Below are 19604 nucleotides of genomic sequence, written 5' to 3'. Positions count from 1 at the left end.
ATATATGCTTACCCTATCAGCTCCCGGCGGAGCTCCTCTCTGATGTTTCCGTGCGACAAGACCTGCTCCTTGAAGGATGACCGCTCTTCGCCGCTCTCCTCCGCCCCGTCCGCCTTGAATATCGCCGTCTCGTCGGTAAAGGCCTGATGCATGCTGTTGTCATACCAGTCGATCTCATAATCCGCGTCGTTCTTCACGACCGCAACCAGGTCATAGTCATTATTCTTCGCTGCGGCAAAATAAGCGAGCACCTTCGGCGCCTCCGCCTGATCGGTGTTCACCTCTACCTCGCCGCACGTCCTTCCGTCCCGCTCCGCCACTCTTCTGAATGCGGCATGGATTACCTGTATCATACCGTTCCCTCCGGCTCATTCGTATGCATGCTCTCAATATGCCGCTTGGTTTCATCTGTCCCCAGCATGTGCAGAAGCTTATATATATCGGCCAGGATCCCTTCGTATCCATCATTGATCTCACCGCGGGTTGCCGTGCCGTAAGGATGTTTTACAAAATGGAACACCTGCGCCTCGTCCATGCTTGAGAGCTCCTCAAACAGCTCCTGCAGCTTGTTCAGCTCTTCCTCGTTTGCCCTGATCTCCAGCTCGTAAGCAGCAGCCCCCGGATCCTCCAATATTTGACCGGCACCTACAGACACATAGAACGGTTTACGGGCAAAATACGCATCATTGCCAGTTTGCATGCCGTACAGCTCCTTATTGGTGAAAGATATCTGCACGGTTAGAGTTCCAAGCGGACAGACATTTTATGCCTCGATTCCGCATATATCTCCATTACCGCGCTATGACGGAAATAAAGACGGGAGAGGACTGAGTGATATGTGCGGAATCACCGGATGGATCGATTGGTCGCATGATCTGACCCAGGAAAGCGCAACACTTGAAAGAATGACGGATACGCTCACAGCGCGGGGACCCGATGCTTCGGGCACCTGGATTACTGCGAACTGTGCGCTTGGTCACCGCAGGCTTAGCGTTATTGACCCGGAGAACGGCCTGCAGCCCATGATCAGGCAAGCCGGGGACAATACATTCGTTCTCGTATACAATGGAGAGCTCTATAACGCTCTGGAATTAAAGCATGAGCTGGTTTCGCGCGGACATACCTTCACGACGACCTGCGATACGGAGGTTCTGCTTGCCGCTTATGTGGAATGGGGACCAGAAGCGCTGGAGCGCTTCAACGGCATATTTGCCTTTGCCATCTGGGACTCCAATGAACAAAAGCTGTTCGCAGCCCGTGACAGACTCGGGGTGAAGCCTTTCTTCTACAGCCGTGCAGAAGGACTGTTCATCTTCGGCTCCGAGCCAAAGGCTATTCTGGCCCACCCATCCTTCAAGCCTGAGGTTGGGGCGGAAGGACTTGCGGAAATATTCATTATCGGTCCGGCACGTACCCCCGGGCAAGGCGTGTATCGTGAGCTCACCGAGCTTAGAGCAGGCCAGTGCCTGACGGTCGACAGATCCGGGGTCCGCACCCGGACATACTGGAAGCTGGAGAGCCAGCCACATGAAGACGATGTACAGACTACAGCCGCCAAGGTCGGCGAGCTGCTCCGCGATACGGTCGAACGCCAGCTCATCTCCGATGTGCCGGTCTGTACCCTGCTGTCCGGCGGGCTGGATTCCAGCGCGCTCACAACCCTGGCTGTCAATTACTATAACTCTACCGGCCAAGGTATAGTGGACACCTTCTCCGTCGATTACGTCGATAACGACAAGCATTTTAAAGCGCATGCTTTTCAGCCTAATTCCGATGCGCCCTGGATCAAGCGAATGACCGAGCATCTGGGAACCCGGCATCACAACATCTACTTCGACACGCCCGAGCTGGCCGGCGCACTGGATGAAGCGGTCTTTGCACGGGACCTGCCGGGAATGGCCGATGTAGACGCCTCCCTCTATCTGTTCTGCCGGGAGATCAAGAAGAATGCCACCGTGGCCATCTCCGGCGAGGCTGCTGACGAAATATTCGGCGGGTACCCGTGGTTCCATCGGGAAGAATCGCTTCAGGCACGCACCTTCCCTTGGGCGCTTGCTTCTGCTATGCGTGCGGAGCTGCTGGCTCCGGACATCGCCGATTGGATCAAGCCGCTGGATTATATCGAGGCCCGGTATGCTGAAGCAATCAGTGAAGTCCCCAAGCTTGCTGGCGAAGATGCCGCAATGCAGCGGATGCGCGAAATGTCCTACCTGAATATTACAAGGTTCATGCCAACCCTGCTCGACCGCAAGGACAGAATGAGCATGGCTGTGGGACTCGAAGTCCGGGTGCCATTCTGCGACCACAGGCTTGTTCAGTATGTATTCAATATACCTTGGGAGATCAAGACAGCCGGCGACCGGGAGAAGGGTATTCTCCGTAAAGCGCTTAGGGGTGTGCTTCCGGATGATGTATTAACGCGCAAGAAGAGTCCTTATCCTAAGACCCATAACCCGAATTATCTGGAAGCGGTCAGGAGCCGCCTTCTGGAAGTGCTGGACGACAGCTCATCACCGCTGCTGCAGCTGATTAATGTCAAGAAAATAAGAGAGATCGCTGAATCGGACGCTGCCACTTCGAACATCCCGTGGTTTGGTCAGCTGATGTCCGGTCCGCAGCTGTTTGCCTATCTGACGCAAGTGGACACTTGGCTGCGGACGTATAAAGTCACTATTCGCTAACAATGCTCGTTTATGCAGCAAGGGCTGAGTCCAAAACCTGTTCGCAAGCGAACGGGAGTGGATCAGCCCTTTTTCATTGACTATGAACGTGTACTGCCTGTTTAGTCTGCCTTTGGGCCGCCGAGGTTGTCAATTAGCCGTTTCAGTGCTTGGCCTCTATGGCTGATCGACTGCTTCTCATCCTTGGACAGCTCCCCCATAGTCCGGTTAAATGAAGGAACCCAGAAGAGCGGATCGTACCCGAAGCCTTCCACGCCGAACGGCCTGTCAACAATCCAGCCCTCCGCAAAGCCCTCCGAATCCGTGAAGGTTCGGGAGATCGGGTTATAGAATGCCAGAGCGCACACGAAGCGCGCACGGCTGAGAAGCTTCGCTCCATCCGGAAGAATGCCGGCCTCATCCCGGTTATCCAACTGTACATCCGTCTCCGGGTGCTCCCTTCTGATCCGTTCTAGCTCGCGAAGAAGCTTCTCATTATTCGCCTTGTCACTGGCCCCTTCTCCGGCATAGCGCGCGGAATAGACGCCCGGCGCTCCACCAAGCAGTGCCACTTCAAGACCGGAATCGTCCGCAAGCACAGGCAGACCGAGTGCCTGGCCTACCGTCTCCGCCTTCTTCCTGGCGTTCGCCCGGAAGGTGTCGCCATCCTCAACGATTTCGGGAAGATGATCATAATCGAACATGCTGTGAACCGTTAAACCCAGCGGGGCGAACGCATGGGCAAACTCACGGACTTTACCTGCATTCTTCGTCGCTACGATTACCGTATTGCCGCTGCCTGCCGCATTCATGCCAGCTGAACTCCAATTCTGCTGCCCGCTTCGCCCAGCACCACTCGCTGCTTGCCGATCAATTCACGGATTCCTGTCTCGCCAAGCATCAGCAGCATGTCCAGTTCTTCCCGCGAGAATGGGGCTTCCTCACCCGTTCCCTGGATTTCCACAAATTTTCCCGCCCCGGTCATGACGACGTTCATATCCACCTTAGCCTGTGAATCCTCTTCGTAGTTAAGATCAAGAAGCGCCTCTTCCTTAATAACCCCCACACTTACGGATGCCAGGTAATCGGTGATCGGATACTTGGCAAAGGTATGCTGCTGCGCCAGCTTATGTACAGCAAGCGACAGGGCAACGAAAGCGCCTGTTATGGATGTAGTCCGTGTCCCGCCATCCGCCTGAATCACATCGCAGTCCAGTGTAATCGTCCGCTCCCCAAGTGCTTGAAGGTCAACGACCGAGCGCAGCGCGCGGCCAATCAGGCGCTGAATTTCCATGGTTCTTCCGGTCAGCTTGCCTCGTGCCGATTCCCGCTGATTGCGGGTTTGCGTCGCTCTAGGGAGCATGGAATATTCCGCATTGATCCAGCCCTTGCCCTGTCCCTTCATGAATTGGGGCACCTTCTCTTCCACAGTAGCCGTGCACAGCACCTTGGTTTCGCCCATCTCAATCAATACAGAGCCCTCAGCATATTTATTAACATTGAGTTGTATTGTAACCGGCCTCAGCTCATCGCTCTGGCGTTTATCTGTTCTCATCCGGTAAGCCTCCTGATCATCTGATGGTGGCCTTGAAAGCCTTTCTTATTTTACCAAAGTCATCTGGGAAAAGCATCCTGAGGTCATGCCAAGCGATTGTCAGAAGGCCTGTAGCACCTCTTGGAACAGAAAAAAGGAGGAGGATCCGCACGGCAGACAGGTCCTCCATCCCTATTTACTGGCATTATTTCCGCATCAAGCCTTCAGTGCATTAACAAAATCCGGTCTTCCCACCGGCTCCGCGTAGGAGCGGTTATTGGTATCGACCACGTCCGATAAGCCGTTGACCCGGATCAATACCTTTGCAGCACCCGTGTTCTCTGTGACGGAAAGCACAACTGCCTGGAGCATTTCTGCTGGAAGCTGCTGTCCTTCCTCATAGGTTTCCTCGTTCAGTTCAACCATAACGGTGTCGCCCTTCTGGCTGATTGCCTTCACCTGCACGTCCGATGTCATAACATAGTTTAGCTCGCGGCTGTCCAAAGGTCCTGCAATCAGCTGCTGGAGCGCTTCCTTGGCAGGCTCCCCGCTCCGGTCAACGAGGCGTGTTACCGGGACATAATACTGCTCATTATCCTCCGACAGCGCGGAGAAGTACAGCGTAACCGGCATGGACTGGCTGTGCTCGACACCCGGGCCTACTTCAAGATTAATGCCGATCTGCCGGGTGAGCGGCTTGCTGAGCGGATAACCGTCGACCGGCATCTCCATCAGCTTCTCCCCTTCATGCAGAATCTGAACCTGCTCCACACCGGAAATTCCCGTTAACGTCCACGTGATGGCTTCGACAATTTTCCTTTCGTCCTGAAGGCTGTAATCGGTGAACGGCTTGGTAAAATCAACGGTTGCCAGCTTCTGCCCGGCATCAATATGCAAACTGTTGATACTTGTACCCTTAGGCAGAATTCCCCGGAAGCCGACCGGCAGCTCGCCCGCATGCGGTCCGTCCTCAACCATCATCTCCAGCGCAATGCGGCCGGCAGCACCCGCTTCCTCCCCCGTGTCAGCCATAATCGTAACCGGTGCCAGGTAATCCCCGCTGTCCTTTAAGTAAACCGTCAGCTGCTTGCCCTTCTCCTTCACAGCCGACTCCGCCAGGGCAGCTCCCGCCTGTGCAGCCTCGGCAGCACCCGTATCATACTGGACCATCGGCGGATCGATCTGCTCTGCCGATTGACCTGGAAGCAGTCCGCAGCCGGCCGTCAGCAGCGGGATTGCAAGCACCCCCAGCGCCGTCCTTCTTTTCCATCCACCAGTTCGAATCATAGTAACCGAGCCTCCCCTTTGCATGTGTGTCCGAAATTTGGTACAACCATCGTTTTGTAGTACTATGTATACGAGCCCTTCTTCTTTTTAGACCACTAACGGCCAAAATCGTACAAGGGGTGTTGAACATGTCTGATCCAAGCAAGTACAGTCTAAACAGCAAGCTCGTCGCACAAGCAACCGAGGAATGGCTTGAGAAGCGGGGCGTTACAAAGAGGGAAATCGCTGAGCTCGTCATGGTGCTCCAGCAGGCTTATTTCCCAGACCTGACCATTGAGGAATGTGAGCAGAACGTCAACGCGGTTCTCTCCAAGCGGGAAGTCCAGAATGCCGTTCTGACCGGCATCCAGCTCGATTTGCTGGCGGAAGAGGGCAAGCTGCTGCCGCCGCTGCAGGAAATGATTAAACATGATGAAGGCTTATATGGCTGCGATGAAGTGCTGGCACTGTCCATTGTTAACGTCTATGGCAGTATCGGCTTTACCAACTTCGGCTACATTGACAAGCTGAAGCCCGGCGTGCTTATGCGTCTGAACGATAAGTCGGATCGTGAGATTCACACCTTCCTCGACGATATTGTTGGCGCTGTCGCCGCTTCCGCGAGCAGCCGGATTGCACACCGCAAGCAGGCAGAGCGGGAAGGCAGCACGAACGTGCCGCTCGACTAGCATTTGGCCTGCCTGACAGGCGGCTGTTATACTGGCTCACCATAAGCAGATCGCCAGCGCAAGTCCCCCTTGTGGACACGCGCTGGCGATCTTTTTGTGTATATGAAGTGTTGACAGATTGATTGCTCTCGTGCTAAACGACTGCCGAGACATATTTGAACAGCCCATAGCCAGCCTTTACTTTGGCAGCCCGTCCTTTGTGCACCAGATGCTCCAGATGCGCGAGCGTTTCGGACATGGCGAACCGCAAATTATGGGCGCTGCCCATCGTGCGCGCGCCGAACAGCCGCTCACAAAGCTGATAGCCGGTTACAGGCTCCTGCAGGAGTCCTTCTATGTGGTGAAGACGCTGTTCATGGTGCGTAATCAAATCCTGCGTTCTGCCGCGGAAATTGGCGAACGGTTCCCGGTGACCCGGATAAGCCATGACGACATCAAAGCGTGACAGCCGGTTCAGACTGTCCAGAAACTGCTGCAGCGGATCTGGGTGCTCTCCCGGAACAAGACTGATATTGGGCGTAATTCCCGGAAGCACGGCGTCGCCACAGATCATCTCCAGCCCAGTCCGGTCATAGAAGCAGATATGCCCGCTCGCATGACCCGGGGTATGAAGAAGCTCCCACGACCTGCCGCCGAACTGCATGCTCATACCTTCCTCTATATAGGTGACCTCAGGCTGAGGGCTTACTCGTTCTACGAAGCCCGCAAGATGGCTGGCTATCTGTTCAAGCAGCGTTTCCGGCATCCCATGCTGTCTGAACTGTTCGGTTAGCTCCTGGTCAAAGCTGCGGTCTTCTCCCCATAATCTTAGCGCATAACGGTGCGCCGGGAGCGACATGCAGGCAGGCGCCCCGGACCGCTCCTGAAACCAGCCGGCCAGCCCGTAGTGATCCGGATGCTGATGTGTCAGCACAATCCGCTTGATTTGACCTGCTGTAATGGAAAGTCCGCTGAGCACCTCTGTCCATAGAGCTGCTGCCTCCGGGGTGTGCAGCCCCGGGTCAATCAGCGTCCAGCCTTCAGCTTCCGGCAGCAGATAGCTGTTCACGTATCGAAGGGAGAAGGGAAGCGGCACTTTCACCCGAATCCAGCCATTATCGCACAGATGGACGGCAAGCCCGTTGCCAGACATACTCAAGCCGTTACGCCCCCAGTCATAATCAGCCGCTTCGACTCCCGGCTGTCATAGTCGGACCCGTCATAATCCCCATACACCCGTTCCAGCTGCAATCCTGCGGCAGCCAGCTCGCGCTCGAACCAGTCAAGCTGATAGAGCCGGACCCGTTCTGTATAAACCCGCTCTGCGCCGTCCGGCAGAATAATCCGAATGTCCTTGATGACTGCACCGGCTTCAATCCGCCTGTCCTCACGGATTATCCAGCCCGTATCCTCATCCGTCCGCTCCGAATGCGGAACCAGATTCGCCTGCACATACACCGGGTTCAGGAAATCAATCAGGAACCGGCCTCCCTGCTTCAGGACCCTTCTCAGTTCCTTGATAACTGCCCGATTGTCTGCCTCATCCTCGAAATAGCCAAAGGAGGTGAAGAAATTTACCGTTCCGTCAAATTGGCCGTCCGCAAACGGCAGGCTCCGCATATCGCCGCGCTCCCATCTCACGCGTCCTTCCGCATCTCGCACCCGTGCCTCTGCCAGCAGCTGTTCCGAGAGATCCATGCCCGTAACCTTGAAGCCCAGCTCATGCAGGGCAAGAGCATGCCTTCCCATTCCACAGCCGACATCCAGCACCGCGGCCCCTTCCGGCAGTCCCAAATAACCGACCATATTGCGGACCTCGCGGTATGCGTTGTCCCAGTCCCTATGCTTATATACGATCATATAATCCGTGCCAAAGCTGTGTTCAAACCATTCCCCCACGACTATGTACCTCCTGTAGATCCCTGCTTATGATAAGCGCACAAGACGGTCTGTACCCTGCAGCTCCGCCAGTGCCGCAGCACCTATTCCAAACATGGCAGCCTTAAGCTCAAACTCAATCCGCTCCAGCTGATGATGAATCGCTTCCAGGCGCTCTTCTCGCCCGCCAACCGCCGCTCCTGCCAGCAGGGACCTGCCAAAGCCGGCCAAGTCCGCGCCGAGAGCAAGCGACTTGGCAGCATCCACGCCGCTTCTGAGGCCGCCGCTAGCGATAACAGTGACATCCTGCAGACGGGAGCGGACTTCCCCGATGCATTCGGCCGTCGGAATTCCCCAATCCGCGAAGGCATCCGCCGCTTCTCTGCGGACCGAATCAGCGCTGCGATGCTTCTCCACCTGGCTCCATGAGGTGCCACCTGCTCCGGCAACATCGATGAAGGCGGCACCTGCCTCTGCCAGCCGGACTGCATTCGCTCCGTCAATGCCCCAGCCGACCTCCTTGACCCCTACCGGCACTTCCAGCTTCACGCACAGCGCTTCTATCCGCTCCAGCAAACCCTTGAAGTTGGTGTCTCCTTCCGGCTGGAAGATTTCCTGCATGCTGTTAAGATGTAGGACAAGCCCGTCCGCTTCTGCAAGCTCAACGATTTCACGGCACTCATCCACTCCGAAGCCGTAGTTCAGCTGAACGGCGCCGACATTTGCCAGAACCGGTATGCTGGGAGCCGCCTGTCTGATCCTGAAGGTCGAGGCGAGTTCGGCATCCTCAATTGCTGCGCGCATCGAGCCTAGCCCGATCGCCCAGCCGCGTTCCTCCGCAGCCTCGGCCAGCAGCAGATTAATGGCGCCAGCCTCATCCGTACCGCCCGTCATGGAGCTGATCAGCAGCGGCACCGCCATTTTCTTCCCCAGGAAATGTGCTTCGGTCCCGATATCCTGAAAATTCAGCTCCGGTACGGCAGCATGCCTGAACCGGTAGCCATCGAAGCCCGGCCTTATTCTGCTTTCCACCCGCTCTTCCAGGCAGATTCGGATATGCTCGCTCTTGCGTCTGGCCGTAATGCGACCTGCATCCTGTATCGTTTTCTGCTCCCGTTTCATAGATCGACTCCCATCATTCATACTCAAGTTGAACCGTACAGATCAATAAGCCGGTCAGCAACAAGCTGCCCTGACAATGTCACGATCGGCGTCCCTCCGCCCGGGTGGGTTGTACCGCCGACAAACCACAGTCCTTCAATGTCGCGTGACCGGTTCGCAGGCCGGAAGAAGGTTTGGGCTGCCGTGTTGGATGAAATGCCATAGATCGCGCCTCTGTAGGCGCCCGTATCCCTGGCAAGATCATCAGGCGTATACAACCGCTTAACCTTGGCTTCATTCAGTCCGCATATACCCCTGGCCGCCAGCAGCCCGGTGACCCGCTCCGCATACGCTTCCCTGTTCTCCTTCCACGACCAGCCAGCGGACAGGCAGGGCGCATTCACCAGCACAAACAGGCTGCTCCCTCCCGAAGGTGCGGCATCCGGTTCCGAGTATGCGGGATGGCACACATAGACAGCCGGATCCTGCGGCGCCTGCTTGCGGCGGAATATGGAATCGAACTCTTCCTCATAGACTCCCGGGAACAGCACGTTATGATGAAGCAGCTGTTCATAGCTCCTCTGTACCCCCAGCAGCATTACAAATCCGGACAAGGACGGCTCATAGCCGGCAATCCTGCGGTCGGACATGGACGGCCGCTCATGCTCGGGCAGAAGCCAGCGGTAAGTAGACAATACGTCAGCATTGGCAAGCACGATATCAGCCGGAAAATCCCCCTGATCCGTTTCCACACCCGCTGCCCGGCCGGCATGCACCTTGATCCGGTTCACCTTTACACTTGTACGGATGTCGGCACCCTGCTCTCTAGCAAGCTGCGCCAAGGCTTCCGCAATCCGGTACGTTCCGCCCTTCACCCCATAAATACCCGATACCGCTTCCACTTGTGCTAGCATAGCAAATATTGCCGGTGATTGGTATGGGGACGAGCCGATATAGGTCGCATAACGGCCAAATAAAGCCAGTGTATTCGGGTGGCGGAAATACCGCCGCAGCAGCTTGTTGAGTGTAGTGAGGGGCCTCACTCGCATCAGCGCGGCCGCCAGGCGCGGGTCGGCCTTCTCCCGCCAGTCCAGCAGCAGACGGTTCAGAAACTGTGACCTGGCCAGTGCATCAAGACGCCCCGCTTCCTTCATGAAGCTGCGGAAGCTTCCCGCATCCTCCGGGCTGTAGCTTGCTATCTGCTCCTCCATGGCTTCCATGGAGCCGGTCAAATCCACTACCGAACCGTCGGCAAATACATTTCTCGTGGCTGGGTCAAGGCGGTACATATCCAAATAATCCTCCATTCGCCTGTCCGCAGCTTGGAACGGAGCGGCAAACAGCTCAGGCATCGTGATTGTGCTCGGACCGCGGTCAAACCGGAATCCATGCTCCTCGATGCGCTGCAGTTTGCCTCCAACCGCTGCCTGCGACTCCAGCATTGTTACATGAAAGCCTGCACCCGCAAGCCTGGATGCAGCAGACAAACCGCCAAGACCTGCCCCGACAACGACAACTTTCTTACCGGTGTATGTTCTCATCTATAAACCCTGCCCTTCCAATTGTACCCTTTTCCGCTGATGTGCGCACCCCATGATGAGGCGGCAATCGCCAGGACGGCAGCAATGCTCGCAGGATACAGCAAGCACAGCCAGACAGGCTGTCCCTGCATCCGGTCAGCCGTCCTCTTGATAAGCATAGCGGCGGTGAAGCCTGCCAGTGCCGGCAGCAGCAGCGGGCCATTCCAAGGAGAAACGGCCAGACACACGGCAGGCATGAGATAGAGTAAGCTGTAGAGCAGCATAATCATGAACAGGAGCAAGGAACGCCGTCCAAGGCCAGCGAAGACATTTTTGCGGAAGCCGGACCAGACCTCACCAGCGTTGCTGTACATCCGCATCCGTACAATGCCGCGCACATCAGTCAGCAGAAGCTTGCCGCCTGCACGCTTGACGCATTTGGCAAGTGCCATATCATCCACAAGCTCATCTCGGATTGACGCATGCCCGCCAATGCTGTGGTACAGCTTCGTATCCAGCATAATCCACGCCCCATGTGCTGCGGCGAACATCGGACTCTGGGAATCGGCAATAAGCCGGATCGGCAGATGACAGGCAATTGTGAAGCCCATCATCGGCACGACAAGCCGCTCCAGCCAGCTGCCTGTCTCCTGATAAGGGAAGCCTGTAATCATGCCGCTTCCGGCATGCTCCGCAGCGGCTGCCGCACGGCTTAGGGCCCCCCGCTCAACGCGGGCATCCGCGTCCATGAACAGCAGCCAGTTGCCCGATGCCTGCCCGGCCAGCTGCATGCAGGCATGGCATTTGCCCGCCCAGCCCGCAGGCAGCTGCATCCCATCGAGCAGCCTGATCCTTGCATCCTTTGCGGCATAAGACCGGGCCACCCGTGCTGTGCCATCATCGGAACGGTCATCCAGCACGAGAATCTCGATATCCTTAAGCTCCGGATCAGCGGCGATAAGCGATTCCAGACACCCCGGCAGTCGCTTCTCCTCATTGCGAGCCGGGATCAATACGGATAACCTCGGTGTTTCACCCGGGAGCTGCTCCGCCGAAACTCCATGCTTGGCAAAGGCAGGAAGCTGCCGTACATTCCAGAGGGCAAATATAAGCTGCAGCAGCAGAACAGCTGCTATGACCCAAAGAACGATTTCCACTCTGTCACCCTCTTCTTCATGGCTGTGAATGTCTCATTAACCGATTGGCCTGGCGCAAGCAGCGGCCTGAAGCCCGATGACATAAGGTCAGCCCCGCTGTTCACCACCAGGCTTCGATGAGCATCGAGCTGCTTGGTCAGCACATCCCGCAAGCTTCCAGCAATATCTCTTCTGGACCAGGCGGCCCAATTGCTGCGGATCGTATCGCCGGCCATCAGCGAGGCTTCTGCCTTCTGATGATGATAGAGCGAATAGTAGGCTGTAACCGGAACGACGGCCGTATCCGGCACAGCGTTCAGCAGCCAGCCTGCCCCGCTTTGAAACCGCAGCGGACGCTGCTCCAGGTGGAAGATGTCCCCCTGCGGGAACAGCCACACCCGCTTGCCCTCTCGCAGGAGAGCGGCGGCATAAGAAAGAGATTCCAGCATGCCCTTGCCCGAGGTCTTATCGATCGAGAAGGCGCCAATTTTGCGGAAGAACCGGTAATCCCGCATTTGACGTTCGTCCATCATCACATAATGATCCTGGCGGGTACAAGTACGGAAGGCATGATAGACGAGCAGGCCATCCCACCAGGAGCTGTGGTTCATTATATAGAGACAGCCCCCGGACCCCGTCGGGTCAGGAGGCGGATCAAGCTCGCCGTGTATCCCCGCATAGCGGAAGCTGCGGCGAAGCAGAACATGCAGATTATAACGATAGAAGATCCAGTCAAAGAACCTGCTCTTGGCGGCTTCGATCAAGGCGCAGCCTCCCTTCCATCCAGAGAGCTCCGGCTGCAGCCGCGGCTCCAGCCAGCCATAAGTCTTCCTTAAAGGCCAACAAACCGAACATCAGCAGCATGCCTATATACAGGCGTCCTGCTTCTTCTCTCAGTGCCCGAGGTGCAGCCCGAAGCGGGAACAGCAGGGACAGCAGTGCGGCAATCGTGAACCAGCTTGCGAAATTTTGCAGCGGCACCCCGTAAAAGCTGCCGAAGGATCCCGGCTCCAGCCAGATCCAGAACTGCCTGGCGTAAGCAACCGGATCAAGCACAAGGTCCAGCAGCAGCGCATATCCCCCCACCTCAAGCGCGCGAAGCACGCGGCTTTGCGACCTCGCAAGCAGCAGTGACATGCTTAATATTCCTACCCAGGCCATCGCGATGCCGACAGGCACTTCCTCAACGAACAGACGGAGCGTATCCGTATACGCATACCTGCCGAAGGGCCAGCCGGTGACCGTTCCAATCCATTCTGCAGCATAAGTCACCGCAGCAGCCAGGATCAGAAGCAGGCCGCTGCCGCGGTCTCTATTATTAATGTCATACACGCGGGTAACCAGATAGACGGCATATAAGGAGAAGAAGATAAGAAATAGTCCGTTGCTGAACTGCAGCTGCTGCGGCACCTCCCATAGAAGCATCAGCAGCAGCCCTGCTGCATACCAGAACCAGAACAGCGGGCGCAGCAGCTCCCAGCTGAACCGTCTGCCGGCACGTCTAAGCGGAGGAAGATTCATCATGACACCGCACTTGTGCCGGGTGTCCGCTTATCTGCATCCTGCGGCATTACCGCATGCCGCTTCATCAGCCGCTGCACAATGACCAGTTTCCGGCCGCTGCTCACATAAGCTCGGCTGCGGAATACATCGTAGCCGCCCGCCTCCACACTATCCAGAATGGCTTCGTACATCAGAGCCGACAGCTCCACGCAGAACCCGCTCACCTTCGGATAGCCGTCCAGGTCCCGCAGCCCCTTCGCAAACCACTGACGAGCCATCCCGGACAATTCCTGAATCGTACTGATCCAGGCATCATTAATCAGCCCGCTGTCAAACATCTCTGGCGTGTAGCCGTGCCGTTCCATGACTTCAAGGGGAACATATCTGCGCCCTTTCGCCTTGTCCTCGCCGACATCCCGGATAATGTTCACGATCTGCATGGCTTTGCCAAGCCATACTCCCGACTCTCTCATCTCCTCGCCTGGCCGGTCATGAAGAACGGGAATCAGCATTTCACCCACCGTTCCCGCTACCAGATAAGCGTATTCCTCCAGCTCCTCCACCGTCTTGTAATGAAGCCGGTGACCGTCCAGCCGCTGTCCCCTCATCTGCCTAAGGAACGGCTCCCTGCTTACGGGAAACTCGGCCATCAGCCACCGGAGGGCTGGCCAGATGAAATGCCCGCCTGCTTCCTCAAGCCGCTCAAATTTCGCGGACAGTTCATCCAGCGTATAGACGGCTTTTTCCGGCTCATCGACCGCATCATCAATCATCCGGCAAAAGGCATAAATGACATATACCGCCTCCCTCCTTGGTGACGGCAGGAAGCCAAATGCCTTATAGAAGGTTGTCGAGCCTCTCTTGATCATCGCTTCACAAGCCTGCAGCTCCGTTACTATCTTCTTGTTCATTGCGGCCACTCCCTTTCAAGTTGGTCGGCCAGCAGCCTGGCTCCCTGCATGACAATCGGAATTCCGCCACCCGGATGCACAGAAGCTCCGACACTGTACAGCCCTCTAACCGGGTAAGGAACGATCTGCGGCCGAAACACACCCGACTGGTTCAAGGTTGGGGCGATTCCAAATGCACCGCCGCCGTGCCAGCCTTCCGCTGCTCCGTCTGCCGGGGAGCGGACCGATTTCCAGCGAATCGATTCCCTTAGACCCGGAAAAGCCCGTTCCTCAGCGTCAGCCAGCACTCTGTCAGCCAGCTGCTCTGCAGCCTGCTTCCACTCCACCCCCGCATTCCCGCTGCGCTCTCCGTCACAGGCAACCGGCATTGGAATCAGCACGTACAGCACACTCTCCCCGGCCGGTGCCGCTTCCGGATCAACAGCACAGGGATTAAAGATGTAGTAGGCCGGTATTTCTTCCCTCTCTGCCGGGGGCCTGCCCGTACTGGCAATCCGTCTCAAGCTTGCACGCAAGGAGCGGGGAAGAAAATACTGATGGACCGTGACCGACCAGTCAGTCGCTGTTCGTCCTGTTTGACCCTCTGCCCCAGGCCCGGATACAGCCTTCCTGCCATGGCCCCATCGTGTGGAGCAACCCAAGTAGATAAGGACACAGCCTGATGAAGGCTTAAACTTACGGATTGGTATATCCGTCTCCGTTCTGTCCAGTAACCGGTGAAGTCCGGGGAAATCGCCGTTATAAACAACTGCCTCATGCTTGTGATAGACACCATCTTCTGTTACAAGCCCGCTGACCCTGCCGGTGCCTGTTACGATTTGCTTGACGCTTCCCTCTTCACCCGTTCGTACATCCACGCCGGCCGCGCGGACCTTCTCTTCCAGCAGTCCTGCCAATGCTCCGTATCCGCCCTTCCAATACCAAATGCCATCCGCATGCTCGGCATAAGGGATAAAGCTGTACAGGGAAGGCGTACCGAACGGAAGACCGCCCACATAGAGTGTCTGCAGGGAGAATGCATCAGCCGCCTTCTCTGTGCGAAAATAATAATCGGCCAGCCGGCTTGCGCTCTTAAAGACCTGCATTCGTCCCAGCAAACGGAGATTCCGTGGGGTAAAGAAATCACGTTTGCGCAGGAACGCCCTTTCCAGGAAAGCCTGTCTGGCTTCGATGAACCGCGGCTCCATATCCGCCATATAACGCCTGAACGCCTTGCCTTCTCCGGGATGAAGCCGTTCCAGCTCCTCTTCCATCCGCTCCTTGTCACGGTACTTCGTCAGTACGGTCCCGTCCGCATAATGAATGCGGTACATCAGATCAAGCGGTACAAGCGGGATTCTCTCTTCCGGTATCCCCGCTTCCATCAGCCGGCTCTTCAGCATATCAGGCAAAAGAACAATCGTCGGACCCCGGTCAATCCGGTAAGCACCCCCATCCGTTTCATACGCCAGCCGTCCGCCCATCAACTCCGATCGTTCGTACAGGGTGATTGGCATCCCTTTTGCCGCTTGATACAATGCCGTCATCATCCCGCCGACACCGCCGCCCACTATTCCGAGCCTCATACCGAACCCCTCCCCTTCATCATGGGCCTTATCGTACCCGGCTGAACGATCCCTTGACTCTTCTGGTGAAAAGGAGCGGCCTTGCCGTCACTCTTCATAATCAGCCCGGCACTGATCCGTGCGGACTCCAGTATCGTCGGCAGCCCGCTGCCCGGATGCGTTCCGCCGCCTACAAGCCAGCAGTTGCGGGCATCCTGGAACCGGTTATGCGGCCGAAGCATCATCATTTGGTCGACCGAATGGGCGATATTGAAAGCTGCTCCCTGATAGACATGAATGGACTGCTCCCAATCAAGCGGTGTAATGACCGCCTCCTCCTCAATATCGCTGCGCAGCCCGGCGAGCTCAGGCTCTCTCTCCAGCCGGTCCAGCACATAGGCCTTCACTTCTGCCTTTACCCTTTCATCGCTCCAATCTGTGGCACCTTTAAGGTTAGGCGCCGGCATAAGCACATAGAGTGCAGACTTGCCTTCCGGTGCCATCGTCGGATCAATAGCTGACGGATTGTGTACGTAAATTGAAGCATCCCCGGACAGCGAGCCGCCCATCAGCTCCCGGACATTACGCGGATAATCATCCGCAAACATCACGGTATGATGCGGCAAATCTATTCTCCTGTTAACGCCCAGATACAGCATATATGCCGAGCAGGAGAGCTTCAGGCTGTTGATCTTGTCAGTATTATACTTGCGGAGCTGGCCCGGCTCGAAGAGCTGGGTAACCGCAGTGCCGAAATCCGCATTGATGACGACATGATCCGCATCCACACGTTCGCCTGACTCCAGCAGTACGCCTGCGGCCCGGCCGCCGGAGGTAAGGACCTGTTTTACTCCACTGTTAAGATGAATCGTACCGCCCAGCTCGCAGGTCACATCCGCCATTGCCCCGCAAATCCGGTTAACTCCGCCGATCGGATGCCACAGGCCAAATGCATGCTCAATATAAGACAGGATGGTGAACGTTCCGGGACATTCCCAAGGTGACATGCCCAGATACTTCGCCTGAAAGGCAAAGGCATACCGCAGACGCTCATCCTGAAAATACCGGGAGAGCCTCCCATAAACGGTATCCCGCAAATTCAGCCGCGGCAGCGCCCGCAGCACATCCGGCTTCACGTAATCCGCAACCCGTTGAAACGGCCGCTGCAGGAGGGGCATAACCCGCTTGAACTTCTTGCCCTCCTCCTCCATAAATCGTTCATAGCCAGCCGACTCACCGGGAAAACAGCGCTCAATCTCCGCGAGCATCCGCTTCCTGTCCCTTGTGGCTTCGAAACGTATACTGCCAAACTGAAGGCGGTACAGCGGATCAATCTCCTTCAGCTGCACGTAATCGTGCAGGGAACGGCCAACCGAATGAAACATGTCTTCCAGAAGGCCTGGCATCATCAGAAAGGTTGGACCCCGGTCGAAACGGTAATCCCCCAGCTTGACAGCAGAAGTTCTGCCGCCAACGTAGGCCTGTTTTTCCATCACCTTAACCCGATAGCCCTGTGATGCCAGCAGCATAGCGGCCGCAAGCCCGCCTGGGCCTGCACCGATGACAACAACTGTGCCGGTAGTATTCATTTAGGCTGTCTCCCTGCTCTATAGGTTATATTTCATGTAAAGAACATTCATAAACAAACATTATACAATGATTATACACACATTATATATCGCTGTAAACGCGATGTTTCGACATATTATGAAGGGCTCGGCAATCCTTGAAGGGCAATGGGCAGCGGGATGTGCAGTCTATGAATTTTCGTTTACGAATGTTTCAAGCGGGCTGTGTTGATTAGCCACCAGGGTGAGGGTAGTATTAAGGGAAAAGAGGACTGGACAGGAGGCTTAAAGCGATGAAGATCAAGAGATTCACCGGCAAGGCAGCTCTGCATACTGAGGCAGCCAAGCTGATCACGCAGCTTCTGAAGGATAAGCCTGACTGTACGCTGGGGTTCGCCACCGGTTCGACACCCATTGGCATATACGAGCAGCTCGTGGGCATGTATGCGAAGGGCCGCCTTTCTTTTGCAAGAGCGCGGAGTTTCAATCTGGACGAATATGTCGGACTCACCGAAAGCCATCCGCAGAGCTACAGGTATTACATGCAGCATCACTTATTCCGTCATACCGACTTTGACCAGCGGAACACTTACATACCTAACGGAATCGCAGCTGATCTTGAGGCCGAATGCCGGCGGTATGACAGCCTGCTAGCGGAACATCCGATCGACCTGCAGCTTCTCGGTATTGGCCATAATGGGCATATCGGGTTTAATGAGCCGGGTCATTCGTTAACCGGGGAAACCCACTTGGTCACGTTGAAGCCGGAGACCCGTGCAGCTAATGCCCGCTTCTTCGACTCAGAGGATGAGGTGCCGCGGCAGGCCATTACCATGGGAATGGGTTCGATTCTGAAGGCTAAGTCTATTCTGCTTGTCGTTACAGGGGCAGACAAGGCTGCCGTTGTCAACGAAGCGCTGGCCGGGCCGATTACAACCGCATGCCCTGCATCCCTGCTGCAGACCCATGCCAATGTTACCGTTCTGCTGGATGCGGATGCCGGTAAGGAGCTGCCTGATGCCGGATTCTAAAACGGAATGGCGGCTGTATAACGCCCAGATTGCAGCAGGCAGTGCTATCATACACGGCAGCGTCCATATCCGGAATGGACAGATTCATGCAGTAGAAGCAACCGGAGCCGCTCCGCCCCATGCCGGTTCTGCTGAACTGCCTTCACCAGATGGCAGAAGGCACTGCCCGGCTATTGATGCAGATGGCGGATGGCTGCTGCCCGGCTTTATTGATATCCACTGTCACGGCGGCTTAGGCGGCGATTTCATGGATGCCTCTGACACATCCTACGAACAGATTACCCGCTTCCACGCTGCCCATGGCACAACCGCAATGCTGGCCACAACCGTTACGGCATCCAAGCCTGCTATCGACAAGGTGCTTGCCGCTGCTGCTTCCTTCCGCCAGGAAGGAAGCAGCAAGGGAGCACGGCTCCTGGGGGCTCATCTGGAGGGCCCGTTCATCAGTCCACGCTGGCCAGGCGCCCAAAATCCCGCCTATATTGCGGAACCGAATACAGAGTGGCTGAAGCAGTGGACTGCAGAATACCCGGACCTGATCCGAATCGTAACACTCGCTCCCGAGCAGCCCGGCGCATCTGAGCTGATCCGGTTCCTGAAAGAGAAGGGGATTGTCGCCAGCTGCGGGCATACCGATGCCTCATACGACGTCATCACGGAGGCGGCCAATTCTGGGCTTCAGCATGCCGTACATACGTTTAATGCGATGCGCGGCCTGCACCACCGGGAGCCCGGTACAGCAGGTGCCGTCTTGACCCTGGATGACATCAGTACCGAGGTTATCGCCGACGGTCATCATGTTCATGCGGGTGCCATCAGGCTGCTGCTCCGCTGCAAGCCCCTCAACAAGGTCATCCTTATAACAGATGCCATCTCGGCAGCCGGGCTTGGCGACGGCAGCTACGAGCTTGGCGGCCTACCGCTGTCCGTCAAGGATGGGGTTGCCAGGCTCCAGAAGGACGGCAGCTTGGCAGGCAGCACGTTAACGATGCTCAGCGCATTCCGCTTTGTAATCGAGCATTGCGGTCTCAGCCCTCTGGAAGCCAGCCGGCTGGCCAGCGCTAATCCCGCCTTGCTGCTCGGCATGGAGGAACACCTCGGTACAATAGCATCCGGCAAGTCTGCCGATCTGGTGCTTCTGAACAGACAGCTTGAGCATCAAGCCACATGGGTGAACGGGGAATTAGCCGGGTGAACCGCGGGGCTTGTGTGACTCGGAGTGAACACTATATTAGTCAATTAAAAAGAAGAAGCTCCTCCAGTCAGCCGACTGTAGGAGCTTCT

General features: G+C 56.4%; 19 protein-coding genes. 4 read left to right on the top strand and 15 right to left on the bottom strand.

Annotated features, from left to right (window positions below):
* Window positions 1-8: 8 nt before the first annotated feature.
* Complete coding sequence (locus DNH61_RS19210; RefSeq protein WP_111148434.1) at window positions 9-353, bottom strand: hypothetical protein; 345 nt, start codon at window positions 351-353, stop codon at window positions 9-11.
* On the bottom strand, window positions 350-700 hold the full coding sequence (locus tag DNH61_RS19205) for a hypothetical protein (RefSeq protein WP_111148432.1): 351 nt from the start codon (window positions 698-700) through the stop codon (window positions 350-352). Before DNH61_RS19205 ends, DNH61_RS19210 begins: the two co-directional genes overlap by 4 nt.
* 136 nt (window positions 701-836) lie before the next feature.
* Between DNH61_RS19205 and asnB the strand changes: the two genes are divergently transcribed.
* The gene (asnB, locus tag DNH61_RS19200; protein WP_111148430.1) at window positions 837-2681 is read left to right on the top strand and encodes an asparagine synthase (glutamine-hydrolyzing); all 1845 of its coding nucleotides are present in this window, start codon (window positions 837-839) and stop codon (window positions 2679-2681) included.
* Between the two features lie 101 nt (window positions 2682-2782).
* On the opposite strand, the gene DNH61_RS19195 is transcribed toward asnB, so the two are convergent.
* The 3 genes from DNH61_RS19195 to DNH61_RS19185 all read right to left on the bottom strand — a co-directional run bounded on the left by DNH61_RS19195 (window position 2783) and on the right by DNH61_RS19185 (window position 5481).
* Window positions 2783-3472 carry a non-canonical purine NTP pyrophosphatase gene (locus DNH61_RS19195; RefSeq protein ID WP_111148428.1) on the bottom strand — a complete coding sequence of 230 codons (690 nt, stop codon included), beginning with the start codon at window positions 3470-3472 and terminating at the stop codon, window positions 2783-2785.
* Window positions 3469-4215 (bottom strand): ribonuclease PH, encoded by a 747-nt coding sequence (gene rph, locus DNH61_RS19190; protein ID WP_111148426.1) that lies wholly within the window; start codon window positions 4213-4215, stop codon window positions 3469-3471. The genes DNH61_RS19195 and rph overlap by 4 nt, the downstream gene beginning before the upstream one ends.
* 195 nt (window positions 4216-4410) lie before the next feature.
* Window positions 4411-5481: a GerMN domain-containing protein gene (locus DNH61_RS19185; protein WP_111148424.1), complete on the bottom strand. Its 1071-nt coding sequence runs from the start codon at window positions 5479-5481 to the stop codon at window positions 4411-4413.
* Between the two features lie 128 nt (window positions 5482-5609).
* Here DNH61_RS19185 and DNH61_RS19180 point away from each other — a divergent pair, with 128 nt between their 5' ends.
* Window positions 5610-6149, top strand: a complete 540-nt coding sequence (locus DNH61_RS19180) for a phosphatidylglycerophosphatase A family protein (protein ID WP_111148422.1) — start codon at window positions 5610-5612, stop codon at window positions 6147-6149.
* A 133-nt stretch (window positions 6150-6282) separates the two neighbouring features.
* Here the strand turns inward: DNH61_RS19180 and DNH61_RS19175 are convergent, their stop codons facing one another.
* The 10 genes from DNH61_RS19175 to DNH61_RS19130 are packed head-to-tail and all read right to left on the bottom strand — an operon-like array spanning window position 6283 to window position 17310.
* Window positions 6283-7281, bottom strand: a complete 999-nt coding sequence (locus DNH61_RS19175; protein WP_111148420.1) for an MBL fold metallo-hydrolase — start codon at window positions 7279-7281, stop codon at window positions 6283-6285.
* Between the two features lie 2 nt (window positions 7282-7283).
* Complete coding sequence (locus DNH61_RS19170; protein ID WP_181438790.1) at window positions 7284-8027, bottom strand: class I SAM-dependent methyltransferase; 744 nt, start codon at window positions 8025-8027, stop codon at window positions 7284-7286.
* Window positions 8028-8054: 27 nt separating this feature from the next.
* A complete protein-coding gene (fni, locus tag DNH61_RS19165) occupies window positions 8055-9128 on the bottom strand; it encodes a type 2 isopentenyl-diphosphate Delta-isomerase (protein WP_245948262.1) in 1074 nt (357 codons plus the stop codon).
* Window positions 9129-9151: 23 nt separating this feature from the next.
* On the bottom strand, window positions 9152-10648 hold the full coding sequence (locus DNH61_RS19160) for a phytoene desaturase family protein (protein ID WP_111148416.1): 1497 nt from the start codon (window positions 10646-10648) through the stop codon (window positions 9152-9154).
* On the bottom strand, window positions 10645-11784 hold the full coding sequence (locus tag DNH61_RS19155) for a glycosyltransferase family 2 protein (RefSeq protein ID WP_111148414.1): 1140 nt from the start codon (window positions 11782-11784) through the stop codon (window positions 10645-10647). The genes DNH61_RS19160 and DNH61_RS19155 overlap by 4 nt, the downstream gene beginning before the upstream one ends.
* Window positions 11760-12527: a lysophospholipid acyltransferase family protein gene (locus DNH61_RS19150; protein ID WP_111148412.1), complete on the bottom strand. Its 768-nt coding sequence runs from the start codon at window positions 12525-12527 to the stop codon at window positions 11760-11762. Before DNH61_RS19150 ends, DNH61_RS19155 begins: the two co-directional genes overlap by 25 nt.
* Window positions 12496-13287, bottom strand: a complete 792-nt coding sequence (locus DNH61_RS19145; protein WP_111148411.1) for a carotenoid biosynthesis protein — start codon at window positions 13285-13287, stop codon at window positions 12496-12498. The genes DNH61_RS19150 and DNH61_RS19145 overlap by 32 nt, the downstream gene beginning before the upstream one ends.
* Entirely contained in the window at window positions 13284-14177 is an 894-nt protein-coding gene (locus DNH61_RS19140) for a phytoene/squalene synthase family protein (protein WP_111148409.1), read from the bottom strand. The genes DNH61_RS19145 and DNH61_RS19140 overlap by 4 nt, the downstream gene beginning before the upstream one ends.
* On the bottom strand, window positions 14174-15742 hold the full coding sequence (locus DNH61_RS19135) for a phytoene desaturase family protein (RefSeq protein ID WP_111148407.1): 1569 nt from the start codon (window positions 15740-15742) through the stop codon (window positions 14174-14176). The genes DNH61_RS19140 and DNH61_RS19135 overlap by 4 nt, the downstream gene beginning before the upstream one ends.
* A complete protein-coding gene (locus tag DNH61_RS19130) occupies window positions 15739-17310 on the bottom strand; it encodes a phytoene desaturase family protein (RefSeq protein WP_111148405.1) in 1572 nt (523 codons plus the stop codon). The genes DNH61_RS19135 and DNH61_RS19130 overlap by 4 nt, the downstream gene beginning before the upstream one ends.
* Before the next feature lie 272 nt (window positions 17311-17582).
* Between DNH61_RS19130 and nagB the strand changes: the two genes are divergently transcribed.
* Both nagB and nagA read left to right on the top strand, forming a co-directional pair.
* Window positions 17583-18320, top strand: a complete 738-nt coding sequence (gene nagB / locus DNH61_RS19125) for a glucosamine-6-phosphate deaminase (protein WP_111148403.1) — start codon at window positions 17583-17585, stop codon at window positions 18318-18320.
* Entirely contained in the window at window positions 18307-19515 is a 1209-nt protein-coding gene (gene nagA, locus DNH61_RS19120; protein ID WP_111148401.1) for an N-acetylglucosamine-6-phosphate deacetylase, read from the top strand. The genes nagB and nagA overlap by 14 nt, the downstream gene beginning before the upstream one ends.
* Window positions 19516-19604 lie beyond the last annotated feature (89 nt).

Origin of the sequence: Paenibacillus sambharensis, from assembly GCF_003233845.1 — a bacterium.
Classification (GTDB): domain Bacteria; phylum Bacillota; class Bacilli; order Paenibacillales; family Paenibacillaceae; genus Paenibacillus_I; species Paenibacillus_I sambharensis.
Note: the sequence above shows the minus strand (reverse complement) of the source record. Positions and strands in the feature narration are given on the sequence as shown.